The sequence below is a fragment of the Glaesserella sp. genome, assembly GCF_041814905.1.
Taxonomy (GTDB): Bacteria; Pseudomonadota; Gammaproteobacteria; order Enterobacterales; family Pasteurellaceae; genus Glaesserella.
The window spans coordinates 1-25955 of sequence record NZ_JBGXYA010000049.1 but is presented as its reverse complement, the minus strand read 5'-3'; the positions used below and the strand labels follow the sequence as shown (position 1 = coordinate 25955).

The window sequence follows — 25955 nt, the reverse complement described above, 5'->3', positions numbered from 1 at the left end:
CGGGTTGGAACTGGCAAAAATTCACGCACAAAAAGGCGGTAATCTTGTATTGGTGGCGCGTTCTGAAGACAAATTAGCGCAACTGGCTTATGAATTGGAAAGCCAATACGGTATAAAGGCGTGGGTGATTGCGCAGGATCTCGCACAGCCGAATGCCGCTCAAACGATTTTTGAAATGACGGAAGATCAAGGCATTACGGTGGATATTTTAATCAACAATGCTGGTTTTGGCGGGCACGGTTGTTTTTTTGAGCGTGAATTAGCAAAAGAGCAACAAATGATCCAAGTGAATATCACCGCTTTAACTGAATTAACGCATTTTTATTTAAAAGGTATGGTGGAACGCCGTCGCGGCAAAATTTTAAATGTTTCCTCAACAGCGAGTTTCTTACCCGGACCTTTGCAAGCGGTTTATTATGCAACGAAAGCCTACGTAACATCTTTTAGCCAAGCGATTGCCGAAGAAGTGGCGGAATTTGGTGTGACCGTCACCGCACTTTGCCCGGGCGCCGTGGCAACCGGTTTTGTGAACGCAGGCGATTTACAGGGCGTGGATGCGTGGAAAAACGCTAAATCAGCACAATCGGTGGCAGAGTATGGTTATAAAGCGATGGAAAAAGGCGAGCTAGTGGCGTTTAACGAGAGCAAATTGAAATTTGCATTAGAATGGATTATTCCATTATTGCCACGTAAAATGTTACTCAAAGCATCGCGTAAAGCGATGGAAAAAAGCCGATAAGGAGGCAATATGCAAGCGGTGATCATCGGCGCCACAGGCGCAACAGGGCAGAAGCTCGTTCAACAGTTATTGGATAATCCCGATTATTCGCAAGTAACCGTGTTTGTGCGCAGAGCAATGTCGTTGCAACACCCTAAATTGACGGTGGAAATGATTGATTTTGACCAACCGCAAACGTGGCAAGGCAAGGTGCGTGGCGATGTACTGTTTTCTTGTTTGGGCACCACGCTTAAAGCTGCAGGCAGCAAAGCGGCGCAATGGAAAATCGACTATCAGTACCAATATGATGTTGCCAAAATCGCACGCCAAAACGGCGTGTCACGTTGTGTGCTGGTCTCATCCGGTTATGCGGACAGCCGTTCTCGTTTTTTCTATACCCAAATGAAAGGACAGCTCGAACAAGACATCACGCAGCTAGGCTTTCCGCAATTACTTATCTTCCGACCGCCGTCACTGATCCGCCCGAATACCGACCGAGCCGGCGAATGCTGGACAATTAGTGTGTTAAACGCGCTAAATAAAATCGGCTTATTACAGAGTATGAAACCGATGCCGACCGCTGTACTGGCGAGTGCGTTAATTCAAGCGGTTAAACAGAAACCGCTTGGGACTTTTATTTTTGAAAGTGCGGAGATTTGGGCGTTGGCGGAATCCTAAGGTGTCAGTCGGGGAAAATTGCAAAAAACCAGCCAAATTTCCCCGGCTATTAGGCTTTAGCTTCATGTAGAAAATGGGCAAGTTCTTGGGATATAAGGCGTGTCAACTGAAGCTTGCTCCACTGTTTAATCATAATTAATATGATAAAATAGATTTACCTAAATTGTTAGGTTGTGTTGATGGCTAAGCTATTATGGAGATATCGCTATGCAGTATAAAAAAGTCAATGTAGATGGTATTAATATTTTCTATCGTGAATGCGGTAATGCCAATAAACCTATTATGCTACTGTTTCACGGTTTTCCTTCATCGAGCCATATGTATCGAGATTTAATGCCCATGTTGGCTGATAAATTTCATTTAATCGCCCCCGATTATCCAGGGTTTGGGCAATCCGATAGCCCTCCACGCAACGAGTTTCAGTACACGTTTGATCATTTAACTCAAATCATAGAAAAATTCATTCAAAAACTGAATATATCTCAATTTTATATGTATGTCTTTGATTATGGTGCACCTATTGGTTTCCGCATTGCGAGTAAATATCCACAATCGGTTTTAGGGATTGTTAGTCAAAATGGTAATGTTTATCTTGAAGGTTTAGGCTCAAAATGGGAGGCTCGTGCAGAATATTGGAAAAATCCAACGCCAGAACTTCGGGAGCAATATAAAACGGCATTTGCGAAAGAAACCGTTATAGGTCAGTACACATTTGGTACAGAAGAAGGTAGCGTTGCGCCTGATGGTTATAGTTTGGATTTATACTATGCGATGATCATTCCAGATTATGCTGAAAAACAATCTGATTTAATCTTTGATTATCAAAGTAATATAAAATTATACCCTGTATTTCGAGAATATCTGCGCATTTATCAACCCAAATTATTAGAAATTTGGGGTAAAGATGATCCGTCTTTTATTTGGGCGGGAGCTGAAGCATTTGCTAAAGATGTACCAAATGCCAAAATTATTCCTGTGGCAAGCGGGCATTTTGCACTTGAAAATTGCTGTTTTGACATTGCTGAACATATTAAGGCTTTTTTCTAAATTAATCTCAAATAAGTGCGATTTGTTCAAATCGCACTTTTTAGTTTCAACCTATTTCTGTTATTTGTAAATTTTCCTACTTATTTAAAATCATTATTTTCCTTTAATTCTCAAAATCCCCGCTAAATTCTCTTCCAACCAATCGACTAAATCCGCCAGTTTTGTTCCCGCTTCTTTACTGTACTGGTCAGGTCAGTGAATAAGTCAGACAGTATTTTTGATTTCGACTAGCCACAGAGCTCACTTTCCCCATCACAAAATCCAAAAAAGCACGCATGACCGCCGATTGATAGCGATGTTTTAAATACAATAAATGCACAGGATAAGCGGGCATTGGATAATCAGACAATATTTCAATTAAGCCATAACACACTGCTTGACTGTATTAAGTAACAGACAAGCGGTGTTTTTCTTGGGAAATTTTGCAAATTTTTAGGCTGGCTGAATATCTTTTGCTATTTCCTTCATCACTTGGCGAAACCAAATCTGCACAGGATCATAATTCGTTTTGGCGTGCCAAGCCATAACTTTGGTGTAGCCCTCAATGACAAGAGGCGGCTTTAACAGTACCAGCTCATTTTGTGTTTCTAAAAAATGTATCGGAGCAACGGTTGCCAAATCACTGTTTTTTAATAAATCAGGCAATAGCGAAAAATGCCCAATGGACATTTTGACCGTGCGACTTCGCCCAAGCCTTGCTAACGCTTCATCAGTCGCCCCTGTAAAATGTCCGCCGTGATAGGCAACCAGCACAAATTCCAATGCACAAAAAGCGTCCAAATCCCATTTTTGAGCTAAGACTGGGTGGTCTTGACGCACCGCACAGCCATATTCTTCACGCATTAAAAAGTCAAAATGCACTTTGTCGTCCAGTTGCTGTTGTCCTGTAATTGCCAAATCCCATACGCCGTCCGCCAAATTTTTATTTAAATCTTGCCCTTGTACCGCCAAAAATACGATTTTCACTTTGGGCGCAAGATGGGCAAGCTTTAGGGCAAAAGGCACACCCAGTGTGCGAATACCATTTTCTGTGCCAGCCAGCTTGAAAGTGTATTCTAAATTAATGGGATTAAAAGCCACAGGTTGCATCAGTATGCCTATACTGTCCAAAATAGCCTTGACGGGCTGGGCTAGAGCTTCGGCTCTAGAGGTGGGGATCATTCCGTGGGCGGTGCGGATAAATAAAGGGTCATTAAAGCGGTGGCGGAGCTTGGCAAGCATTGTGCTGACCGCAGGTTGGGTAAGGTTCAAACGCTCGGCAGCACGGCTGACATTTTTCTCTTCGATTAGGGCATGTAAGGCTTTTAATAGGTTTAAATCCAAATTATTCAGGTTTTGCATAGATATAAATGCGTTTAATAACTTTTATATAATTTTATTATTTTATTTATATCATAACGCAGCGTAAAATAATAGCCATCACCAACCAATTTATAGGAGAAAAAATGCCTCATATTACCCTACAATGCTATCCGAAAGGCTTAAATGAACAGGAATTGCAAGCCTTTGCCAATGATTTGACCGCTTTTGTCAGCACGCGTTTGAACACGCCTGCCGAATATATTACCATTGATTTTCAGGAACTTGATGAGCAGGCATTCAAAGAAAAAGTTTGGGACACAAAAATTGCCCCAAACCGTGAGCGGTTGTTACGTAAACCACAGTATGAACTTTAATGGTGTGATTTTAGGTGGTTCTTTATTAATGACCAGAGTTAAAGTGGATTGATTTTATGAAAAATCGGGAGAGAAACATGAAAAAACTGCTACCGGCTTTTGTATTGCTCAGTAGTATAAGCTTAACAGCGTATGCGGATAATTTACGCTATTTTGGACAAACGCCGCAAAGTTACCAAAGCTCCATCAATTATGGCGACACCAATGGTAAATATCTACAAAGCAATGACGCCAAAATTTATTATGAAATTCACGGACAAGGCGAGCCTATTGTAGTGTTGCACGGCGGATTGGTTGGATCGATTGCTGAAATGGGGCAACTCATTGACCATCTTTCCCAAAATTACCAAGTTATCGCCATCAATACCAGGGGACACGGTAAGTCCGAGATTGGCAGACAAACCCCAAGTTATGCCGTTAAAGCCCAAGATGTCTATAATGTGCTGACCCACATTACCGACAAACCCGCCCATATTTTGGGATTTAGCGATGGAGCTTATACTGCGTATTTACTTTGCCCTAAATTACCCAAATAAAACCAATAAAATCATTGCCATCGGTGCAGGTAAGTGGCAAAAAGGCTTTCGTACATTTGGCGGGACTTTCGCCGACTTTGCCAAACTTGACCCTCTCTATTGGCAGGAGCAAGCTAAAATCCGCCCAGAACCCAAACGCACTGAAGAATGGTTTGGGCAAAACGTGGCGTATTTTAATCATTTAGAGATTGGCGAGAATGTTTTTAAAAATATCCCCGCCAAAACTTTAATGATTGTGGGCGAAGACGACCAAAACGCACCTTTGGATACGGTCATTAAAGCCTATAAAGCTTTGCCTAATGCCGACATTGCGGTGATACCTAATGCTACTCACAGTGTGTTTAGTGATAATTTTAATGCAGTATGGGCGGTGATTGAGCCGTTTTTAAATAAATATTGGATGAGTAAATGACAACACCGTTTGACTGTATTGAACAACAGACAAGCGGTGTTTTTTATTACAAATTGGCAGAATAGCCTTTTAAGCTATCTGACAAATTCTGCGGTTAAATTTCCCCATTTAATGGTTTGTTGGATGAATAGATTTACACCAAGCTCAAATGGGCAGGGAGTACAAAATTAGGTGCGGATATTTTGGTACTGACAGGTTTTGATGAGTGCGGAACATTGCCAATGAAAGAAATGGGCAGTTTTTCGGTATTGTCGGAATTTGTAGGTAATGGGATTTCTGCCATTCATCGTGTGAAAAGCGTGCAGGAATTGGTTGGTGAATTGATGGGATAACAAAAAAGTCGTTTGAATGGGTATTCAAACGACTTTTAACCTTGGAATCCTTTCAAAAGGTTGTGAGATTTTAATATGCCCTGTATTTGTAAAATTTATTAGAAATCTCACCGCTTGCATTATGCCTTACTCCGCAAAATTCCCGCTAAATTCTCTTCCAACCAGTCCACCAAATCCGCCAGTTTTGTTCCCGCTTCTCTACCATAATCGGTCAGCGAATATTCCACGTGTGGCGGTACGGTGTTGTAGGATTTACGATTGAGCATACCATCTTGTTCCAACTGTTGTAGCGTTTGGGTCAGCATACGCTCGCTCACGCCATCAATCTCACGGCGGATTTCACTAAACCGTTTTGTGCCTTTCATCAACACAATCATCACCAACACACCCCAACGGTTAGTCAGATGTTGCAAAATCTCACGAGAAGGGCATTGAGCAGATAACACATAGCCCCGTTCGATTGAATTTGAAAATTTTTCCATTTTTATTTCCTTGTATTTCAATCAGTTAAAAAAATATTTCAAAACTAACATTTTTGTAAGTACTTCACAAAAGTAAGTTTAGATCTATAATACGCCACATCAGCCGGTTTGGCAAATGTAATCAACTTAATAGAAGGAAAACAAAATGAAAAAAATCGCAGTAATTGGTGCAACAGGTTATGTAGGTAGTGCAGTAGTGGCGGAATTGGCGAGCCGTGGTCATCAAGTAACAGCGTTTGCGCGCAATACCGACAAAGTGACAAAAGCGGACAACGTGCAAGCGGTCAGTTTTGATGTCAATTCTGCTGATTTTGCACAGCAGTTAAAAGGGTTTGATGCAGTAGTTAGTGCATTTAATCCGGGTTGGACGAACCCGAATATCGCCGAAGATTTCACCCGTGGGGCGAATGCGATTACCGAAGCAGCAAAAGCGGCACAAGTGCCGTATTTATTAATTGTGGGCGGTGCGGGCAGTTTGTATGTCGCGCTAAACGTACAACTGATTGACACAGATGCTTTTCCGAAAGAGATTTTTGCAGGAGCAAATGCCGCTCGTAATTTGCTCAACGACTTGCGTGATCGCCGTGATGTGAACTGGGCATTCATTTCGCCACCAGCTTTATTAGGCGTAACCGGTGGTTATAGCGAAGAGCGTACAGGCGAATATCGTTTAGGTAGTGAAGAGTTGTTGATGAACGGCGAAGCCCCAGCAGGTATCAGCGTAGCAGACTTAGCCATTGCCATCGCAGACGATGCAGAAAAACAAGCTCACTTGTTTAAACGCTTTACCGTAGCGAGCAAGTAATTTAGCGTGAAAAGTGCGGTGGGATTTTGAGAAGATTTTGCAATTTGCAAAGTTTGTCTTAAATCCCACCGCTTGTTTATTTACTCTCTTTCAATTCCCCCAATGCCCGAAGAATAATCTCTTTTGCCGCTTGTAAGGCTAAAAATGCCAAGATAAAGGCAACGACTAAATCGGGGAATTTGGACTGGGTGAAATAGACCGCAACGCCAGCCAACACGACAGCGATATTGCCGATGGCATCATTTCTTGAGCAAAGCCACACGCTGCGCATATTGCTGTCGCCATCACGGAAGTGGTAAAGCACCCATAATGCGGCGAGATTGGCGAAAAGGGCGAGTACGCCGACAATGCTCATTTCGCTGTGGTTTGGAAGATCGCCGTAGAACCAGCGGTATAATGTTGTGATTAAAATAAATAGCCCGAAACCGCCCATCGTTGCGCCCTTGATTAAAGAGGCTTTGGCTCGGTAACTTAACGCCATGGGTAACACGATCAGGCTAATCACATAATTGGCACTGTCGCCTAAAAAATCGAGACTGTCGGAAAGCAATGATACCGACCCCGATTTTACCCCCATCACAATTTCAACCATAAACATCGTGAAATTTATCGCCAAAGCGATCCATAGGGCACGGTGGTATTGCGGGGAACGGTGTGTGCTATGCGAGCCACAGCAAGAACTTGAACAACTCATTTTCTTTTCCTTGTGTTTAAATTTAACTTACGACACAATATAAACTCCGTAGTTATTACAGGGTCAAGCAAAATGGGCAGATTTTTCAAAATAAGTGAATTGAGCAAAGCAAGCGGTGTGAATTTAGAAACAATCCGCTATTACGAAAAGCTGGGCTTGATTGATGCTGCCACAAGGCAGGCGAACGGTTATCGTCTTTTTAGTGAAAAGCAGCTCAACCAACTGAGTTTTATTAAGAGCTGCCGAATGATTGGCTTTAGCTTGGAAGAAATCAAACAACTGCTAGAACTCCAAGCCAACCCGCACAACCGCTGCGAAGTGGCGGATAAACTCACTCGCCAGCATTTAATCCAAATTGAACAACAAATTGTCCAACTTAACCAAATCAAAGCAATGCTCGAACCGTTCATTGAGTGCCAAGCGGAAGACGTAGAGCATTGCCAGATTATTAAGGGGATTAAGGCGTTGGAGTAGAGTGTTTTATCTCGACTTAATCAAACCTCCACCCGTTTCCCAATATCCTTCAACTTCGACAATTCTTCCACCAATCTTGGTGCGTCATCAAGGCTGATGGCGAAGGTCCAGAGATAGGTAATCACCGCATAAATATGCCCTGCGGTGACACCTTGTTTTAGGGTTAAAACCGTGAGCGTTACGCCAAACAGCACGCACATCGCCACGCCGATACATAAAAAACTTAATGCTTCTCGGTTGGAAATCAGGATGCGGAAACGTTCTACCAAGCGATAATGTTTAATCAGTTCGCTGTTTTTGGCGCGTTCCACTCTATCCACTTCTTTTTCAAGACGGTTGTTGAGTTTGAAGTACAGGCGGTCATTGACCTTCACATAATGGGGCAACAGCAAGCCAAAGCCCACCACAATCAACAATGCCACCGCGCCCGACCAAAATTCAATCAACAGCAACATTACCACCGCCCCGATAATCGAAAACGCAGAAGTAATCAAGGTTGGCAAATGGTGTTCAAAGAAATTGACGAACTCACGGGACAACGACACACGCGCGGTGGTGGTTGAAGTATCCATGCCTTTAATCCGCTGGTTCAAAATCACCGGCACGGCAAGTTCTGTGTAAATGCGAGTGAAAGCACGAGTGTCCACCGCACGGCGAGCCGCCCCCACGCCCCAAATAATCAGCACCATCAAGGCATAAGCCAGAGCGGAAACCAGTTGCCCGTTTAGCACCGCATTCACCGCAAAACTGCCCACCAAAGGATAAATCAACAACAGCAAATTTTCCGCCGCCACCAAGCCAAATGTGGCAAACAGCCGTTTTTTATGTTGCAAAGCAAGGGTTTTGAGCGAACGGAGCATTGTTGGTGCAAGGGGCGGTTCAAGATTTTCTAACGACATCAAGCCACCGTATTCGTTTTGTCGATTTGCTCACGGCAAACCGTGCAAAATTTCGCCAACAAAGCAAACAGTTGAGCGGTCTTTTTCTCGCCTAATTTTGCAAAAGTTTTATCCGCCAACTGCTGTGTCGCCTGCCAAACAGGTTCCGCCTTCGCCTTGCCGTCTGCGGTCAAACGCATAATTTTCTCCCGTTTATCCACTGCATTTTCGCTAAACTCAATCCAGCCTTTTTCTTTGTATTCCTTGCACACGTTAAACACCGTCTGTTTCGGCAACAGCCATTCATCGCAAATTTGCTTTTGCGTACATTGCCCACTTTCCGCCGCTGCCAACGAATACAGCACCGCAAAATGGTTATAACCCAAGCCTAATTTGGCAATCCAAGCGTCCATTGTGGCATCTACTTCACTGATTTGTTTGCCGAGTTTGTCGAAGTTGCTCATATTAATAGTCTTAAAAATTACTAAATAAAATGCTATTTTAGGTGTGAGAAAGAGAAAAGACAAGGAAAAAATAGTCTTAAAATTTACTGGATTTAGAGGTGAAGTGCGGTAGGATTTTGCGAAGTTTTTTTAGTTTGCAAATTTCTTTTCAAATCCCACCGCTTTTCTTTATGAGATGAACTGTGTAGTTAAAAGATTTTAGCGACACAATGACCCACAAACATTTTTCCATTTGAATCAACTCATTTTTAGGTATAAAATCCATTCATTAGTATTAAACGCTTTTGTTCGTTGCTATTGAATGGTTTTGTTCGATAGCATTAAACAATTTGTTGGGAGTTAAAATGTTATTAAAAACAGAGATAAAACAAGCCATTCAAACTCAGCAAAGTAAGTTGTTGGAACAAAAAACATATCCACGTCAAATGCTTAGCAATATTAAAGTGCTGCCTGATTTTGCTTTGGTTGTGTCAGGTATTCGCCGTAGCGGAAAGAGTACGTTATTAGCTCAACTCATTGAAAAACAAACGGAAAACAGCTATCTCTTTCTCAACTTCGACACGCCGCAATTATTTAATTTTGAATTTAGCGATTTTGCATTGTTAGATGAAATTATTGCAGAGAATGCCCAAATTCAAACGCTTTATTTTGATGAAATTCAGATTATCGAGGGCTGGGAAGTTTATGTGCGGGGCAAGCTCGATCAGGGCTATCAAGTGGTGGTAACCGGCTCGAATGCCTCTTTGTTAAGCCGTGAACTTGGCACAAAACTTACGGGGCGGCACATTAGTCGTGAGCTTTTCCCTTTCTCTTTTTTGGAGTTTTGCGAGTTTCTTGGCAAAGAAAAAAATGCCGATGCCGTGGCGGATTATCTTCATCTAGGCGGCTTTCCGCAATATTTGCAATTCAATGAAGACGAGATTTTGAATGCACTTATCAACGACATTTTGTATCGCGATATTATCGTGCGTTTTGGTATCCGTGATGAGCGTTCAATGAAGCGTTTGCTGCTTTTCTTAGCTGGCAACGTGGGCAATTTGATTACCGCCGGCAAACTCAAACAGAGCCTTGAAGTCAAAAGCACCGCCACTGTGCAGGAATATCTCTCGCATTTAGAGCAAGCCTATGTGATCAGCTTGCTACCGAAGTTTTCCTATTCTTACAAAACACAACTGGCTAATCCGCGCAAAGCCTATTTCATAGACAATGGATTGCAGCGTGTCATCAGCCCGTCTTTCACTCAAGATCAAGGAAGAAAGTTAGAAAATGCGGTTTTTTGGGCGTTAAGAAGAGCATTTTCAGAGTTGTATTATTACAACGAAAACAACAAAGAATGCGATTTTGTGGTGTGTAAAAACAGCTCGCCCGTACAACTTATCCAAGTTTGCTGGCAATTAAGTGCAGAAAATATCGCTCGTGAACGTGATGGATTGCTCGATGCAATGAACTTCTTTCATTTTGAACAAGGCATAATCATCACTTTTGATCAGGAAGATAAGATGATTGTAGAGAACAAAACCATTGAAGTCGTGCCGTTTTGGAAGATGTTTGGGCAATAACAATAGCTTATTGAAGAGAAGCATAGATTAAACGTGGGGCAAATCATATTTGCCCCATTATTTTAGTCAGCAAAATTAGTATAATGATAAACAGTTTTTGGGGTTAAAGTTTCCAATCTTTATACTGAGTACCTAATATTTGAGTGGTTAATGCATATGATGAAATATTGCTATGTCCACTAAATCTAAAATCCAGCCCCCCAGTGTGAGATCTCTTGAATAGTGCTTGAAACCTTACCTTTTACTTGTTGATTTTTACCATGTAGATAATAAACTCCCGAAAGCTCTTGTAAAAATTTGCTTTGTTTATAAGCATGTTTCTCACCTAAAACAGTCCAAATCAATTTTAATTGATGCTCTCTTAAGAAATTTAAGAATTCCTCTTTTTTAACCAATAAACTATCTTGAAATTCATCATTTATCTGTGGATTAAAACAAATTAAATTATTTTGTGAATCAACCCAGTAACCATCTTTAATGGAATTTTGCATTTTCATTCCGTGATAAATTCTTGGGGTAGGTGCATAAAATGAAATACCATCATTACCATAAGTAGATTCCCAAATATGGGAATTTACACTAGGTATAACTTTAAATGAAGGAGGCTCAATTTCTCCATAACTAAAAATTTCTTGCCATTCATTGAATGTATTTTTAGCAAAAAATTGATTAATATCAACATTACAATATTCATTACCTTCTGGCATCCATCTTCCCATAAAGTCTTGTTGTTCCAACCAAGTTTTGGCTTTTGAATGTTGAGATTCTTTAACTAAATAACTGCGTATTTGCAACCACTTTTGAATATCATAAGCTTCCTTTTGTCCGAATTCTGCCATTTCACAAAAATCATCGTGTCTTTCTAAAACAAGCCATTTCTCACCGTTAATCGTCAATTCCAGTAGATAGCCAATATCAGGAAAATTATTAGTCTGAACCCAATCATCAATCAATTCATCATCTTGAATAGTAAAATAATATTTGGTTTTACATTGTTCTTGATTTTTGTATTGAGAAAATGCATTGGTTCTGGTTGGCGGTGAAATTTTGATTTGAGTTTTTGGTAAATAAAAATTATCTAAATTTCTTATATAGCCACGTTCTGATTTGTCATTATAACTATCAACAAAAGCAGGAAAATTATCCATCACCCTTGCCAAAATTTCGTATAAAGCCAACCATTGGTACTTTTTACCAATTCGCTCAATTTTACCTGTATCATATCTTCTCCAGTGTCTTGAACGGCTTTCTCTATCAAATTTAAGATGCTTTTTATCATCATAACCAAATTGTTCAAAAATCATTTGGCAAGCATAATTGCTTAATAAATCAACATTAATAATATTTCCTAGTTTATAATTCCTCCATTTGCGAAACTTAGCTTCAAAAGTATATCTGCCAAAATCACCATAGTTGCAAATACCACGACCATACTCCGTTGTCATTGAACGAATAATTATTTTCTGTCCATCAGAATGATACTTTTCATCAATCTCTTCATTTGTTGGTAAAATATCAGGAAAAGAACTTCTGTATGGAGGTGTGATTCTTTCTCTGATTGAATCAATATCACTTGATGAATAATTATCTTTCTGTAAAGAAAATTCAATAATACGACGAGCATAATCACGAACTAAAACATTTGGATAAATTTCTTCGGTTTCGGCTTTATTAAATATCTGATTGTCTATCTCTAATGCAAGTTCTTTTAAATAAGATATATTTTCTGAATAGACAACAGCACCATGAATGGCAGATAAAATACCTTCCATCACATAAGGGTCATTAACCGCATTAAATTCTTTAAATAATTCTAATGCAATGTCTAATCTATTCCATAATAAATGAGCCAGTGCATTAATATACTTATTTCTACTTTGTTTGTCAGTAGAAGTAAATAACCAACTTACAGCGATTGCACCCAACAATAATGCTTCTGGTTCAATATTTTCTTGACCACTTGATTTATGACACCAAGTCAATAACCTATCTATTGCTGGGCATTGATAAGAATTTAACACAATAAAAGCAGTCCAAACCGCATCTCTATCTGCTAAAGAAAAAGAATGTAGTTTGTTATGCAAATATCTTATATTTAATGGATGGTCAATTTCAGTAGCTAATTGATATAAAACATCAGTCCAAGTTGCTTGATTAAAATATTGATGATTATTCAGAAAGTGTCGCAATTTGGGCATGTTGATTGTTTCAGGTAGTCTCCAAAAGAGATTTCCCACAATAATATCAAACCAAACCCGATCTTTTGAGCAATCAATTACTTCAAATACTTCAAAATCAAATCGTTCGGGTAATAATACACTCAACGCTTCCCAAATTCCCTTGTCATAACCAATTCTGTTACATAGGGCTTTCCCTTGTTCGGTATTTAGCCATTGAATAAAATCATCTTGATTGTGAATGTTTTGCAATATCAAGTTAGCTTTTTGGTAATCTCCAATTCTTTCATAGTTAGAATAAACATATTCTTTATCTTTACCATAATAAGCATTTTTACTGATAACATTTTCTTTAATTAAGTAATCAAGAAATCTTTTGGCATCTGATTCTGCAATATCTTCTATTAACTCATCACGAACTTTTCTCTTGGCTGTAAGATAATCCAGGCTATATTTATCTTCTTCCAATTGTAATTTTGCAATTACATTGATTGCTCTTTGCACTAAGTTTGAGCCAATATCTTGTTCAATTTGTTCGCAGATACGTTTTTCAACACCCTCCAAATAAGATTTTATAATGTAATTAAATCCTTTATGACCTTTTGGAACACAAATTTCCCCTTGAAATTTTAAAGATTCACAAAATAATTTTAAATACAATGGGTTAGAAAATTCTGGATTAAGCAATGGTACGCTAGGTAATTGTAAGCCATAGTATGGGAAATATATTTGAATGGCTTCAAACTCATTATCCATAAATCCTGTATGCTTGATGTAACATAATTTATCTTTATTTTTTGTATTTAATTGATTAAAAATAATTTCTTGGTAACTATCTCGTACACTAATAACTAATCCAATGTTTGAATATTGGCTTACCAATTCAACCAATCCATTAAGTTGGTTATTCCACAAAGATTTTCCTTCACCCTCATTTAAGGCATCTATGGCTAAAATTACTCGTTCTTTCTGCATTTCGCCTATGCTATTCAAAGCTGACAAAAAAACATCAGGCGTTGTATTATGAAGATTTAACTGTTTAAAAATTTGGTTCCAAACATTAGATTTTTCAGTAAAATCCTGACCCAATAACAATAAGGCGTATTTTCCAGAAGATTGACTTTGCTGGACAAAGTCTCCCAATAGATGGGATTTACCACTGCCAGCTTGACCAGTTAAAACAAGCACTTTACCATTGAACAATGATAATTCAGATGAATTTAATAATTGAATAATATCTTCTAATCCATTGATCAATTTTCTGAAATAGTAGTAATCATTATTTTTTTCTTTATTTAAATAATCTTTAGATAAAGATTCAAGATACATTATTAACTCATTGGTTTTCTGAATCAATAAATTAATATCTATGACTACTTCTAAATTATCAATTTTTGATAAATTAAGGTTTTTAATTAAAAGCTCATATACAGGTTCAAAATGCTGATTTAACTTTTCATAACGATACAGAGATTGATATTGTGATTTAACATCTATTAATAATTGGCTAAATTGGTTTCCAAAATTTTCTTTAAAACTCTCTGTTCGTGCCAAACTTTCTAATTGTATTGCAATGGGTAAATCAACATTGATTTCTGGTGTATAACGAACGCCAAGATTGCTAATAGCTTGTTGATTGTATTGTTCAAACCATTTATCCGATAATTCATTTTCATTAAACCAAAAGAATTTTTTACCTGCATTTTCTGGTTTTGATAATAAATTAGATAACTCAAAACTTCCCCAAAATTCAAATTCTATTTCACGACCTTGTGATTGAACGAATTCTTTCCATTTTTGGACCTGTTCCTCCCATTTAACACAAAAGGATTTGTTTCCTGATATATTGGCATTTGCTCTATCAGTTGCGACACAAACATAATATTTTGTAAGGTTTGGATAATTTTTTAAAGATTCCTTGAAAGAATCTTCAATTTGTCCCCACTGTGATGATGAAAATGAACTCAAAAAATATTTGGCTTGCCATCCATATAACGAACCATCTGAAAATTCACACATTGCTTCAATACCACCATCAGGAGCAGAAATTCTGGTAAATTTCCCTTGTGATTGAAATTCTTGGCGTGCTAATTGGCACACCAGTTCTTCAAAGGCATTATTTTGAGAACCTTTTAAAGGTTTGATATTTTCCCATCTGATAGACATTTTTATATTACTCTAATCGAATTTTCTATTTTATAAATATGAGGATCCTTAAGTATATTTCAAGTTATTTGCAATATTTCTTTCCAAATAGGGCTGGCTCTTAGATTACGCTAAACTTAAACAAGCAGGCATTGAAATCATTTGCTGTCTACCAACTCGAATTCATAAGAATTGGGGAAAAATATTTTGGCTTTGATAGGTTTTGATGAAGAGAGACTTTACCTATGAAAGAAATGGGCGTGTCGGTGGGCAATAACATTCCTACGATTGACTATGTGAAAAGCATGCAGGAATTGATTGATGAGATAAGGAAAATGCTGTTTGGATTTACATTCAAACGGCATTTACTTAGGGGCTTTTTTATAAAGAGCGGTCGGATTTTGCGAAGTTTTTTCAGTTTGCAAATTTCTTTTCAAATCCCACCGCTTACCATTCTTTCCCTTCAAAATTTTCCACCAAAAAGTCAATCAATTTTCTCACGGCAAGGGGGAGTTTATCCCTTGACGGATACATCGCATAAATGCTGAATGTCGGTAGCTGCCAGTCGGTTAAAACGGCTTGCAGTTTGCCCTGTTGCAGTTCGGTTTCCAGCATATATTTTGGCAACATCGCAATGCCGTTGCCGTCCAGCACGGAGTTGAGCAAGGCTTGGGTGTCGTTGGTGGTAAAACGGCTGTCGAGGTCGAGCAACACTTCCCGTTCCCCTTGCGTACATTTCCACGCTTTTCGGTTGATGTTGTGGTGCGACAAATAGTGATGTTGATACAAATCTTCGGGCTGCTTTGGCGTGCCGAACTTTGCCAAATAATCAGGCGTTGCCACCAGCAAAGAATGACAATCGGCAAGTTTTCGGGCGATAAAATTCGGGTCGGGGTTGTTGGTAATCCGAATGGCGAGATCGATCCGTTCGCTGATTAAATCCATTGGTTGATCGTTAAGCAACAGCTGAATATTCAACTTTGGGTGCAGTTGCAAAAAGCGATTGACCATTTGTACCAAATGATATGTCCCAAAGGTTTGGCTACTGGTTACACGTAACACGCCACGCAATTCGCCTTGCTGTGCCATCATTTCCTGTTCCATTTCTGCAGTTAAATTTGCAATTTTTTGGCAGAAAAGCACCGCTTGTTCACCCGCCTCTGTCAGGGCGACTTTGCGGGTGGAACGCTGAAATAGTCGAGCATTCAGCCATTCTTCCATTAAAGCAACATAACGGCTGATCATCGGTTTGGAGATTTCTAAACGTTCGGCTGTGGCGGTAAAACTGCCTGTTTCGGCAACGGTCAGAAAGACTTTGATTGCGGTGAGTTTGTCCATAGTTATCCTTTTTGTTTCTTAATCAGAAACAATTATATTCTAAAATCGCTATTTTTCTCTCTTTTTATTTCATTAAAATACACGCTATCAACAACGATATTAGTCTTATTTACTAAAAAGGAACATCCAATGACATTTAAAAAAACAGTATTAGCAACCGCACTTTTAGCTACTTCAACAATGGCAGCTGCCGAATTAAAAGTTGATGTTTATCACGCCAACCCAAACAGTTTTAGCGTAACTTCAACATTGGTTACAGGCGAGAAAGAGGCGATTTTAATTGATAGCGGTTTTACGCGTGCCGATGCGTTGCGTATTGCAGCCAACGTGTTGGACAGCAATAAAACGCTTACAACAATTTTAGTTAGCCAAGCGGATCCTGATTACTATTTTGGCGTAGAGACACTAAAACGCATTTTCCCTGATGTGAATGTGGTAACGACCCCGGCAGTGTTAGCGAAAATCGAAGCGAAATTAGACACGAAATTGAAAACGTGGTCGCCAAAAATGGGCGCGAATGCACCAAGCAAGCCTGTATTACCTAAGGTTTTAGCGAACAATAGCTTGACTTTAGAAGGTGAAACTTTAGAAATCCGTGGCACAACAGGCGTGTTGGCACATCGCCCTTATGTTTGGATCCCGTCAATCAAGACAATCACGGGTAATATCGGGGTGTTTGGCAATATGAATGTATGGACGGCAGACACGGCAACAGCGGAACAACGCCAAGCGTGGTTAGCGCAACTTGATGAAATGAAAGCGTTAAAACCAACAAAAGTCATTCCGGGTCATATGGCGGAAGGTACAGCGTTAGATAGCTCGGCGATTGATTTTACAAAAGGCTATTTAACCCAATTCGAGCAAGTGTTAGCCAACAGTAAAAACAGTCAAGACGTGATTGCTGGAATGGAAAAATCGTACCCGAACTTACCTGCGAAATTTAATTTAGAACTCGGGGCAAAAGTGAATAAAGGTGAGGTGAAGTGGTAAACAAAATGAAAATTTATTATTTATTCGATCCCCTTTGTGGCTGGTGTTATGGTGCGTCAGCAACATTGCAAAAACTGAATGAAATCTATCCGCTTGCACTCACACCAACGGGCTTGTTTTACCAAAGCGGTCGTAAAATGGACGCCGATTTCGCCCGCTATGCGTGGGGCAACGACCAACGGATTGAAAAATTGACCGGTCAGCCGTTTAGTCAGGCGTATTTGGAAAACGTGTTGCAAGGGCAAGGTGAGTTTGATTCGGCAAACAGTTTGCTGGCTTTAACGGCGGTGCAACAAATCGCTCTAGAAAAAGAGCTTGCAGTGTTGGCTGCATTGCAGACGGCACGTTATGTGGACGGTTTGGATAATGCGGATTTGGCGGTAGTTGAACAGCTGTTGCACAAGCTCAACCTTAGCCAAGCGGTACCATTACTTAGCGAACAATCTACCCGAACGGCATTAGCACAACGCATTCAATTCGGGCAACAACTCGCCAACCATTGTGGCGTGCAAGGCGTGCCGCAGTTGATTGTGGAAAAAGATGAACGGTTGCATATTGTGCCGAGCCGGTTGTTGTATGGTGAGGGTAAATTGTTAGTTGATTATATAGATGCCTTATAAAAAACAACCGTTTGTGTTCTACAAGCGGTCAGAACGTTAACAAACCCCATACGAGCCGTATAGGGTTACTTAATCTGAGCCGCTCTGCGGCTCTTCCATTCAGCCCCAGCGGGGCTGGGTTGAACGAACCTAGCACGGCTCGTGCTAGGTTATTTTAGTTTTTATCTAAGTCTAAATCGGCTTTGTATTCAATACGATTGTTATTTTTTACTTCAATTTGCACGTCAAGTTCTTGATCGCCGCGTTTAAATTTTAAATCGGCATCGTGACGCTCGATATCGGATTCTGTCACACGGAAACCGTGTTGTTTGGCATGGGCAATCACGGTTTTGGCTAAGCCACGGACATCATTGCCTTTTAAGCGATATTCGACTTCATATTCTCCGTTTCCTTGTCTGTCCGCTTTGACTAATTCACCGTGCGGGCGATAAATTTCACTTGGAATGGACGCCGCAAAAGCCGACGAGGTAAAGAACCCTAACGTGGCGACGAGTAACGCCGCTTTCGATAACATTTTCATGTTGACTACCTTTATTGATTTATTGGAAATAACGTGACGCTGCTCGTCACCGCAGCTAAGACCCGCATTGTCGTAATAAGTTCATCAAGATTTGGACATCGCGTTGCCCATTGCTATCGACACCCCGTGCCACGTGTTGCGTGCAATAATCGAAGAAGATAAACGGAAGTAGGGAATAACCGTGACAAGCGGTGAGATTTGAAGGGAATTTTGCAAATTTCTTTTTAAATCCGACCGCTTGTTATCACATATTTTGAATGGTGCGTTAGCAAACGCACCCTACGAAATCTCTAACTGCAACATCACCTCACGCAACCATTTTTGTACCGGATCATGCTGGGTACGTTCGTGCCAAGTCATCACTTTATCGTATCCCTCTACTTCAAAAGGGATTTCTTTGTTGATAATACCGTGTGCATTTTGAACCAAATGATAAGGCACAACGGAAGCCAAATCACTTTGCCGCAATAATTCGGGAACAATGGCAAAACTTTGCACCGACAACACTACATTGCGAGATAAACCGATTTGTTCCAATGACTTATCTGTCGCGCCGACAAAGCTGTCGCCAAACAAGGAAACCAGCACAAAATTTAAAGCGCAAAAGCTGTCCAAATGCCATTTTTGTTGCAATATCGGGTGTTGTTCACGCATGGCGCAAACATAGCGTTCATGGTGTAAACGGCGGTAAAACAAGTTGGATGACACGGCTGAATGGCAAATCACGGCAATGTCCAATTCGCCTTGCTCCAGCATTTTTTCTATCTCTCGCCCTTGGATTGACAAGAAAACCAACCGTACTTTCGGGGCGATTTTTTGCAAGCTTAAAAGCAAAGGAATGCCGATACAATGTATGGCGTTGTCGGTCATGCCCAGCGTGAAGGTACGTTCCAAAGTGGCCGGCTCAAAATCAGACGGTGCAACCAACTGCTCAATATCAGTGATGATTTTTTGCAATGGCTCAGCAAGAGCCAAAGCGCGGTCGGTAGGAATCATGCCCCGTGCCGAGCGGACGAACAGCGGGTCGTCCAGCTTGTGGCGCAGTCGGTTTAACATACCGCTTACGGCAGGTTGCGTGAGTGCCAAACGTTCGGCGGCGCGGGTTACGTTGCGTTCTTCCAGCAAAACGTGCAAGGCTTTAAGCAAATTAAAATCAAGGCTGTTTAAGTTGAACATGTTGTTTTCCGTCTATCAAGGTATCATTTCAATTTATATCAAATATACTAATTGATAATTTCTGTTATGACAAGAAAGGTTTTATAATGCCTTTATTCATTATTTGATAAATTTCAATCCCGTAAGGAACAATCATGACACAAAACACCTTTGCACCGCTTTTTGAAAGCTATCGCTTAAATAATGGCGTTGATGTGAAAAATCGCCTTGTGGTCGCACCGATGACCCATTTTGCCTCTCATGCAGACGGCACGTTAAGCGATGAAGAACGCCGTTTTTTGCACAATAGGGCGGAAAATATCGGCTTGTTTATCACCGCAGCAACGCTGGTGGCGGAAGGCGGTAAAGCCTTTGTCGGGCAGCCTGAAGCCATTTATACCAACCAACTTGGCAGCCTGAAAGAAACGGCGCAGTTAATCCAATCGCAAGGGGCGAAAGCGATTTTGCAAATTCATCATGGCGGTCATCAAGCAATCCCTGATTTGCTCAATGGCAAAGATTTGGTTACCGCCAGCGATGAAACGCAAACCGGTGCGAGAGCTTTAACAGGCGAAGAAGTGGAAAACTTGGTGCAGTCTTTTGCCCATGCGGCGGATTTGGCGTTACAGGCAGGCTTTGACGGCGTGGAAATTCACGGTGCAAATGGCTATTTAATTCAGCAATTTGTATCGGCACAAACCAACCATCGCACGGATAAATGGGGCGAAAACCGTTATGCGTTTGGTTCGGCGGTGGTGGACGCGGTTGTTGCAGTTCGAGAGAAACATAACCGCCCTGATTTCATCATCGGTTACCGCTTTTCGCCTGAAGAAGCAGGAGAAAACGGCATTACCATGCAAGATACCTTTGGTTTGATTGATGTATTGGTCAATAAACCGTTGCAATATTTGCATGTTTCGCTGTGGGATTTTTATAAATTGGCTCGCCGTGGTGCAGACGAAACCAAAACCCGTATTGAGCAAATTCATCAACGCATTGCAGGGCGTTTGCCGTTGATTGGCGTGGGTAATTTGTACACGGCGGAACAAATTTTGTCGGCATATCAAACAGGTTGGGCGGAATTTATCGCCTTGGGTAAAGCGGTGCTGATTAACCCAAATATTGCCACTTTAATTAAAGACGGCAGAACCGATGAAATCGTTACCGAACTTGACCCCGATAAGGCAGACCATTACGGCATTCCCGATTATTTATGGCAAGCGTGTGTGCGTGGTGGGGCGTGGTTACCGCAAGTGAAAGGACAGGCTCATATGGGAACGGTGGATATTTAACATAAGCTAACGGCTTGAAAGAGCGGTCGGATTTTTGAGAGATTTTGTAAATTTTCCCTTAAATCCTACCGCTTGTAGGGTGAGAGCCGTTCACCAAATCAAAAACAGTTTAATCTGATTATTCGAATGCGGATTAAAAATTATCAACGGTGCAGATCATTGATATACTGTCCCGATAATTCCTCGACTTTTTCCACTACCCGATAATCCAAATCCGGATAATCCAAGCGTAAATAATGGAAATTCTTACGGGCATAGGCAATTTTCAGTTGCTCATTTTCACGTAATTTTTCTTCATCTACGCCACTTTGAATACCTTTGCCGGTATTTTTGGTTTCGGCAACAAAATAGATTTTATTTTCTCCTTTAAACACCACTGCCCAGTCAGGATTGTAATTACCCAACGGCGTTGGGATTTTGAAGCGTTCGGGCAATTTAAAATAAAATTCGATCTCTTCGCTGCTTTCGCAATGTTTGGCAAAGGTATATTCGGTGGTGGAGTCCAGCGAAATACAATCTTCATAAATGGTTTTCGTTTTATCGTTTACGGCGAAAGTATATGGGTTGGCATAAAACGCAAAATCCCTGAACAACGTCATTTCATAACTTTTCCCGGCAATTTTTCGATACTCGATGCCGTCTGCCATAATAAGTTGCAATACCGCATTGATTTTTTCCGCCACCAAATCTATAAAGCGTTGCGGATTACGAAACACCTCTTGCAAGCGGTCGGATTGTTGCAAAATTTTGCAAAGGGTTATTCGGGTAAGCCCCGTTTTCTTTTGCAATTCATTCAGCAAATCAGGAATTGCCCATTGTGAATGAACGGTTGTTTCGCCTGTCGCGCGATAATCGGTCGCAATACCGCTTTCATCAATGACCAATTTCGCTTTAGCGTGTTTAATTTTAGTCGCTTCAATGGCTGGCATTTTGCGGATTTTTTCCACCGCACTTTTAATCAGTTCATCATTACTGAAATTTACTCGATAAGTGGTTTGCTGCTTAATCCGTTCCCAAATTGCCACAAAATCAGGGTGCAAACTGAAATCTTTGCGATAACGTACTTCTCGTTTATCTTCCCGTTTTTTGATATGGCTTTTCTCGAATTTCACGCCACAATCTTCTTCAATTTCACGTTGTAACGCTGTCGCAAATTGTTCATAACTTTCATTGGCAATTACCGTGAGCGTACTTTGAGCGCGATCATAAATACGCTGCCCGTGCTGATTAACCGGCAGTCGCAAGCCACGCCCGATTTCTTGGCGTTTTTTCATTTCGCTTGCCGTGTCGTTTAAGGTGCAAATTTGAAACACATTCGGGTTATCCCAACCTTCTCGCAAAGCGGAATGTGAAAAAATAAAACGTAGCGGATTATCCAAAGAGAGCAATTTTTCTTTATCACGCATAATCAGCTGATAAGTGTCATTATCCGCTTGCGTTGTGCCGTTGGTATCTTTCGCCACGCCTTTTTTATCTTGTGAAAAATAGCCGTTGTGTACGCCGTTCGGTTCTTCCTTCGCTAATTCACGATAAATTTCTTCAAACCATTGTGCAAATTTGCCCCCAGAAGGATTTTCCGTAGATGGACGGTAATTATCCACTTTATCAATAAAAAAGAGCGATAGAACTTTCACTCCAAGCGGTCGTAATTTCTTCTCTTTTTGCAAATGTTCGGCAATGGTTCGGCGGATTTGCATTTTTTGCAAATCGTCTTTTAGCTGTGAATGATCAACGCCTTGAAAAATCTGTGTACCGTTAGAAAATGCCACCATTTGGCTTTCCGCATCCATTCCGCTCAAAATAAAACCGGAACGATACATCTCGTTTTGATTGGAAAGGTCGTATAAATCCTGATTAGGTTTGACAGTCACGACTTTTTTCTTCATTGCTTTGCTATCGTTAAACAATAACTCAATTTTTGCCGACCAACTTTTTGCCGCAGTTTTGATCTCTTTTAACGCAAGATAAGCGCCATTTACCTCATTTTCCGCCACCACACTGTCCACTTCAATCTGTTTTACCAAGCCTAATTCATAGGCTTGTACAGGGTTTAAGCTGAAAATCGGGTTATAAGCATTTTTATGGGTTGCCGAATAACGCAAGGTAAACAGCGGATTTAAGCTCTCAATCGCATTGCGGCGAATGTCCGTTTCCATATTTTGCGGTTCATCAATAATCACAATCGGATTGGCTTTTTGAATATAACTGATTGGCGCTTCACCGCTTTCGTTGATGGTATTAATCACATTACTGTCTTTGGCAAAAGCATCAATATTCATCACCAAAATCTCAATATGATTACTGCTCGCAAAGGCTTTTAAACGGGAAAGCTGATTACTTTTATATTCAAACTTCGGATTTACGCTCGGTTTATCAAATACATTATTAAAATGCGTTTGCGTGATGTCAAGGGTATGCAATACCCCTTCACGAATGGCAACGCTCGGCACCACAATCACAAATTTTTGCCAACCGTATTGTTTGTTGAGTTCAAAGATCGTGCGTAAATAAACGTAGGTTTTGCCTGTTCCCGTTTCCATTTCCACGGTAAAGTTTTTGCCGTTTTCACTAAGCAAAGTGCGGTCGATTTTTTGATGGTTTTGCTGGTTAGCTAAATTTAGCTGTAATTGCTCATCGCTGATTTGCAACGGTAAATTCGGAATAAAACGCAAGTCATTTTGCGATCTTAACGCAAATTCACTAGATGCATTCGGCTGCCCGATAAACACATTCACCGCTGCATTTACGGCATTGAGTTGGTAATCTAAGGTTTCAAATTGGAGTTTCATTTTATTAGTTTCTTCTCAAACAATTCCCCTCTTTAGCAAAGAGGGGGAAGGGGAGATTTATTCGCTTACGCTCACACTTCGTGCCGTTGCTAAAGCAACGTTCAAACGCAAGCGTTTGTGGCAGAATAACTTAACGCTCATACGAAATTCAGCATCGTAATCAAATCTCCCCCGCCCCTCTTTTCTAAAGAGGGGAGTTTTCTTTAAATCACAAAAAACGCAATATCCGCATCGTGCATTTGCAATTCGGTGTTTTTCTTTTGTGCGTCATTGCCGTTGAATAAACGGTCTAGGGTAACGACTTTTTTCGGCTGTTTGGCAATCACCTTTTCAATCATCTCATCATTGATTTCCGTAAGCATTAAGGCAAAAGTTTGCCCGTTTTCATCTTCCACCCAAAACACCTGATTTTCCGACCGCACTTTCGCCGTGAGTTTTAAGCCCAAACGCAATAAAATTTCATAAAGCACCGCTTGCGTATCCGTTTGCTCGCTCACAGGATCGATAAACATTTCCAGCTGATCGGCTAAATTTTCTGCCGTCGGCGATTGCCATTGTTTAAAGTGGCTTTCTGTGAGTTTGAACACCTTAAATCCGGTATCTAACGAAGATACAAGCGGTTGATTTTCGGCATTATTTTGCAAAATGTGTTTACCGGCACGGCGGATACGTTCTTTGGTTATTTCTGATATTAAATGTGGTTTTTGATTTTTTTCTAAAAATTCAATAGCATTTTGTAAGGTTTTCTTATTGTCAGGTGAGGCGTTTTTTATAGCTTCATCTAAGTTCTCAGGTAGTTGCACACAAATAAAGCGTCTACGACCATCATCTTTTGCATTTAACTGCATGATTGCATGTGCTGTAGTTCCACTTCCGCTAAAAAAGTCTAGTATTAAATCATTGTTTTCAACTTTAAAATTAATTAAATATTGAATTAAGCTAGTAGGTTTTGCGTAATCAAAAATATCAACACCAAAGAGTTTTTTTAGTTCTTTTGTTGCCCCTTCATTAGTTTCAATATTTTGATTTTTTTTATCAATAACAGGAGTGATAATATTATCTTTTATAAAATTAGTTGGTCTCTTCGTGCCTTTTTCTAATCTCTGAAATCGAATGGATAATTTATCAGTTTTGGCAATAAATACTGTTCCTTTGGATATCTCATCATTTAGAGTGTCTTGGGTCCACTTGAACTCTCCCAATATTCTTATTTCAGATGTTGGTTTATTGTCTTGTATTTGAAGATCATTTAATAAAGTAACTCTATCGTATTTCCCTGCTTTTAATATTCCATTGTCCAAAAATTTGATAGTTAATGAATTAGCTGGAAATATAAGCTCCCTTTCCTTATTTCCAGAATTTAATAACGGTTCATCTCCATCATCTTGCATTTCTCCAATATACTTAATACCATCTTTATGTTTTTCATAACATAATATATATTCGTTAGTTTTTCTTGATTTTGTTGATAAGCTAGGTGGTGTTGATGTTTTTACCCACGAAAAACATTCAACAAAATTCTCCTCCCCAAACACTTCATCACACAACAATTTCAGTTGTGCCTGTTCATTATCATCAATGGAGATAAAAATTACGCCGTCATCGGTCAGTAAGTTTTTGGCAAGGTGCAAACGGGGCAACATCATATTCAGCCAGTTGCTGTGATAATGCCCGTTTTCCTTACTGTTACGCACAAAAGCACGTTTAAGCTTGCCGTCTGCGTCCAAATCACCCACTCTTTCAGCATATTCGGCTTTGCTTTCGGCAAAATTATCCTTATAGATAAAATCATTACCCGTGTTATAAGGCGGGTCGATATAAATCATTTTGACGGAATTGAAATAGGATTTTTGCAACACCTTTAGCACATCAAGGTTTTCGCCCTCGATAAACACATTTTGGGTATGCTCAAAATCTATACTCTCTTCGACACAAGGTGTGAGTGTTTTAAAGGTTGGGGTTTGTAAGGTTTGATAGGCTGCCGATTTACCCGCCCAATTGAGCATATAGCGGTCGGTGCCGGTGGTGATTTCATTTGAGAAAAGCTGTTTGAATTTCTCAAAGTCAATTTCGTGTTCACAAAAAATTTCGGGAAGAATGGATTTTAGTTGTAAAAGTTGTTGATTCTTAAGCGAAAAATCAGCAAGCTGTGCTGTGCTGTGCTGTGCTGTGCT

At 40.3% G+C, this 25955-nt stretch carries 24 protein-coding genes; 13 read left to right on the top strand and 11 right to left on the bottom strand.

The window, feature by feature from the left end; translation table 11 throughout:
* From ACEYJ7_RS07610 to ACEYJ7_RS07600, 3 genes are all read left to right on the top strand, one after another.
* A partial coding sequence (locus ACEYJ7_RS07610) for an SDR family NAD(P)-dependent oxidoreductase (RefSeq protein WP_373778475.1) occupies positions 1-739 on the top strand: 739 nt, incomplete at its 5' end.
* 9 nt (positions 740-748) lie between these two features.
* On the top strand, positions 749-1396 hold the full coding sequence (locus ACEYJ7_RS07605; protein WP_373778474.1) for an NAD(P)H-binding protein: 648 nt from the start codon (positions 749-751) through the stop codon (positions 1394-1396).
* A 207-nt stretch (positions 1397-1603) separates the two neighbouring features.
* Entirely contained in the window at positions 1604-2443 is an 840-nt protein-coding gene (locus tag ACEYJ7_RS07600; protein ID WP_373778473.1) for an alpha/beta fold hydrolase, read from the top strand.
* Positions 2444-2875: 432 nt separating this feature from the next.
* Here ACEYJ7_RS07600 and ACEYJ7_RS07595 read toward each other — a convergent pair whose 3' ends face one another.
* The gene (locus tag ACEYJ7_RS07595; protein ID WP_373778472.1) at positions 2876-3784 is read right to left on the bottom strand and encodes a LysR family transcriptional regulator; all 909 of its coding nucleotides are present in this window, start codon (positions 3782-3784) and stop codon (positions 2876-2878) included.
* Between the two features lie 104 nt (positions 3785-3888).
* Between ACEYJ7_RS07595 and ACEYJ7_RS07590 the strand changes: the two genes are divergently transcribed.
* The 4 genes from ACEYJ7_RS07590 (at position 3889) to ACEYJ7_RS07575 (ending at position 5399) form a co-directional block, all read left to right on the top strand.
* On the top strand, positions 3889-4119 hold the full coding sequence (locus tag ACEYJ7_RS07590; protein WP_373778471.1) for a 4-oxalocrotonate tautomerase: 231 nt from the start codon (positions 3889-3891) through the stop codon (positions 4117-4119).
* Between the two features lie 77 nt (positions 4120-4196).
* Positions 4197-4655, top strand: a complete 459-nt coding sequence (locus tag ACEYJ7_RS07585) for an alpha/beta fold hydrolase (RefSeq protein ID WP_373778470.1) — start codon at positions 4197-4199, stop codon at positions 4653-4655.
* On the top strand, positions 4609-5067 hold the full coding sequence (locus tag ACEYJ7_RS07580; protein WP_373778469.1) for an alpha/beta fold hydrolase: 459 nt from the start codon (positions 4609-4611) through the stop codon (positions 5065-5067). The genes ACEYJ7_RS07585 and ACEYJ7_RS07580 overlap by 47 nt, the downstream gene beginning before the upstream one ends.
* Before the next feature lie 182 nt (positions 5068-5249).
* Complete coding sequence (locus ACEYJ7_RS07575) at positions 5250-5399, top strand: hypothetical protein (RefSeq protein WP_373778468.1); 150 nt, start codon at positions 5250-5252, stop codon at positions 5397-5399.
* Between the two features lie 119 nt (positions 5400-5518).
* Here the strand turns inward: ACEYJ7_RS07575 and ACEYJ7_RS07570 are convergent, their stop codons facing one another.
* Positions 5519-5881, bottom strand: coding sequence for a winged helix-turn-helix transcriptional regulator (locus ACEYJ7_RS07570; RefSeq protein WP_373778467.1), 363 nt, complete (start codon positions 5879-5881; stop codon positions 5519-5521).
* Between the two features lie 145 nt (positions 5882-6026).
* On the opposite strand from ACEYJ7_RS07570, the gene ACEYJ7_RS07565 reads away from it, so the two are divergent.
* Entirely contained in the window at positions 6027-6686 is a 660-nt protein-coding gene (locus tag ACEYJ7_RS07565) for an NAD(P)-dependent oxidoreductase (RefSeq protein WP_373778466.1), read from the top strand.
* Between the two features lie 76 nt (positions 6687-6762).
* On the opposite strand, the gene ACEYJ7_RS07560 is transcribed toward ACEYJ7_RS07565, so the two are convergent.
* Positions 6763-7380, bottom strand: a complete 618-nt coding sequence (locus ACEYJ7_RS07560) for a cation transporter (protein ID WP_373778465.1) — start codon at positions 7378-7380, stop codon at positions 6763-6765.
* 72 nt (positions 7381-7452) lie between these two features.
* Here ACEYJ7_RS07560 and ACEYJ7_RS07555 point away from each other — a divergent pair, with 72 nt between their 5' ends.
* Positions 7453-7854, top strand: coding sequence for a MerR family DNA-binding protein (locus ACEYJ7_RS07555; protein WP_373778464.1), 402 nt, complete (start codon positions 7453-7455; stop codon positions 7852-7854).
* Positions 7855-7874: 20 nt separating this feature from the next.
* Here the strand turns inward: ACEYJ7_RS07555 and ACEYJ7_RS07550 are convergent, their stop codons facing one another.
* Complete coding sequence (locus tag ACEYJ7_RS07550; RefSeq protein ID WP_373778463.1) at positions 7875-8753, bottom strand: ABC transporter six-transmembrane domain-containing protein; 879 nt, start codon at positions 8751-8753, stop codon at positions 7875-7877.
* Positions 8753-9196, bottom strand: a complete 444-nt coding sequence (locus tag ACEYJ7_RS07545) for a MarR family winged helix-turn-helix transcriptional regulator (RefSeq protein ID WP_373778462.1) — start codon at positions 9194-9196, stop codon at positions 8753-8755. Before ACEYJ7_RS07545 ends, ACEYJ7_RS07550 begins: the two co-directional genes overlap by 1 nt.
* 344 nt (positions 9197-9540) lie before the next feature.
* Between ACEYJ7_RS07545 and ACEYJ7_RS07540 the strand changes: the two genes are divergently transcribed.
* Positions 9541-10755 (top strand): ATP-binding protein, encoded by a 1215-nt coding sequence (locus tag ACEYJ7_RS07540; RefSeq protein ID WP_373778461.1) that lies wholly within the window; start codon positions 9541-9543, stop codon positions 10753-10755.
* A gap of 185 nt (positions 10756-10940) precedes the next feature.
* On the opposite strand, the gene ACEYJ7_RS07535 is transcribed toward ACEYJ7_RS07540, so the two are convergent.
* Positions 10941-15098, bottom strand: a complete 4158-nt coding sequence (locus tag ACEYJ7_RS07535) for an NACHT domain-containing NTPase (RefSeq protein ID WP_373778460.1) — start codon at positions 15096-15098, stop codon at positions 10941-10943.
* Positions 15099-15524: 426 nt separating this feature from the next.
* The gene (locus ACEYJ7_RS07530; RefSeq protein ID WP_373778459.1) at positions 15525-16415 is read right to left on the bottom strand and encodes a LysR family transcriptional regulator; all 891 of its coding nucleotides are present in this window, start codon (positions 16413-16415) and stop codon (positions 15525-15527) included.
* A 129-nt stretch (positions 16416-16544) separates the two neighbouring features.
* On the opposite strand from ACEYJ7_RS07530, the gene ACEYJ7_RS07525 reads away from it, so the two are divergent.
* Both ACEYJ7_RS07525 and ACEYJ7_RS07520 read left to right on the top strand, forming a co-directional pair.
* A complete protein-coding gene (locus tag ACEYJ7_RS07525) occupies positions 16545-17405 on the top strand; it encodes an MBL fold metallo-hydrolase (protein WP_373778458.1) in 861 nt (286 codons plus the stop codon).
* A gap of 5 nt (positions 17406-17410) precedes the next feature.
* Positions 17411-18025 carry a DsbA family protein gene (locus tag ACEYJ7_RS07520; protein WP_373778457.1) on the top strand — a complete coding sequence of 205 codons (615 nt, stop codon included), beginning with the start codon at positions 17411-17413 and terminating at the stop codon, positions 18023-18025.
* A gap of 154 nt (positions 18026-18179) precedes the next feature.
* Here ACEYJ7_RS07520 and ACEYJ7_RS07515 read toward each other — a convergent pair whose 3' ends face one another.
* On the bottom strand, positions 18180-18545 hold the full coding sequence (locus ACEYJ7_RS07515; RefSeq protein ID WP_373778456.1) for a hypothetical protein: 366 nt from the start codon (positions 18543-18545) through the stop codon (positions 18180-18182).
* Between the two features lie 279 nt (positions 18546-18824).
* A complete protein-coding gene (locus ACEYJ7_RS07510; protein ID WP_373778455.1) occupies positions 18825-19721 on the bottom strand; it encodes a LysR family transcriptional regulator in 897 nt (298 codons plus the stop codon).
* Between the two features lie 134 nt (positions 19722-19855).
* On the opposite strand from ACEYJ7_RS07510, the gene ACEYJ7_RS07505 reads away from it, so the two are divergent.
* Positions 19856-20992, top strand: a complete 1137-nt coding sequence (locus ACEYJ7_RS07505; RefSeq protein WP_373778454.1) for an NADH-dependent flavin oxidoreductase — start codon at positions 19856-19858, stop codon at positions 20990-20992.
* A gap of 143 nt (positions 20993-21135) precedes the next feature.
* Here ACEYJ7_RS07505 and ACEYJ7_RS07500 read toward each other — a convergent pair whose 3' ends face one another.
* Together ACEYJ7_RS07500 and ACEYJ7_RS07495 are read right to left on the bottom strand one after the other, a co-directional pair.
* On the bottom strand, positions 21136-23781 hold the full coding sequence (locus tag ACEYJ7_RS07500; protein WP_373778453.1) for a DEAD/DEAH box helicase family protein: 2646 nt from the start codon (positions 23779-23781) through the stop codon (positions 21136-21138).
* Positions 23782-23984: 203 nt separating this feature from the next.
* Complete coding sequence (locus tag ACEYJ7_RS07495; RefSeq protein WP_373778476.1) at positions 23985-25787, bottom strand: site-specific DNA-methyltransferase; 1803 nt, start codon at positions 25785-25787, stop codon at positions 23985-23987.
* Positions 25788-25955 lie beyond the last annotated feature (168 nt).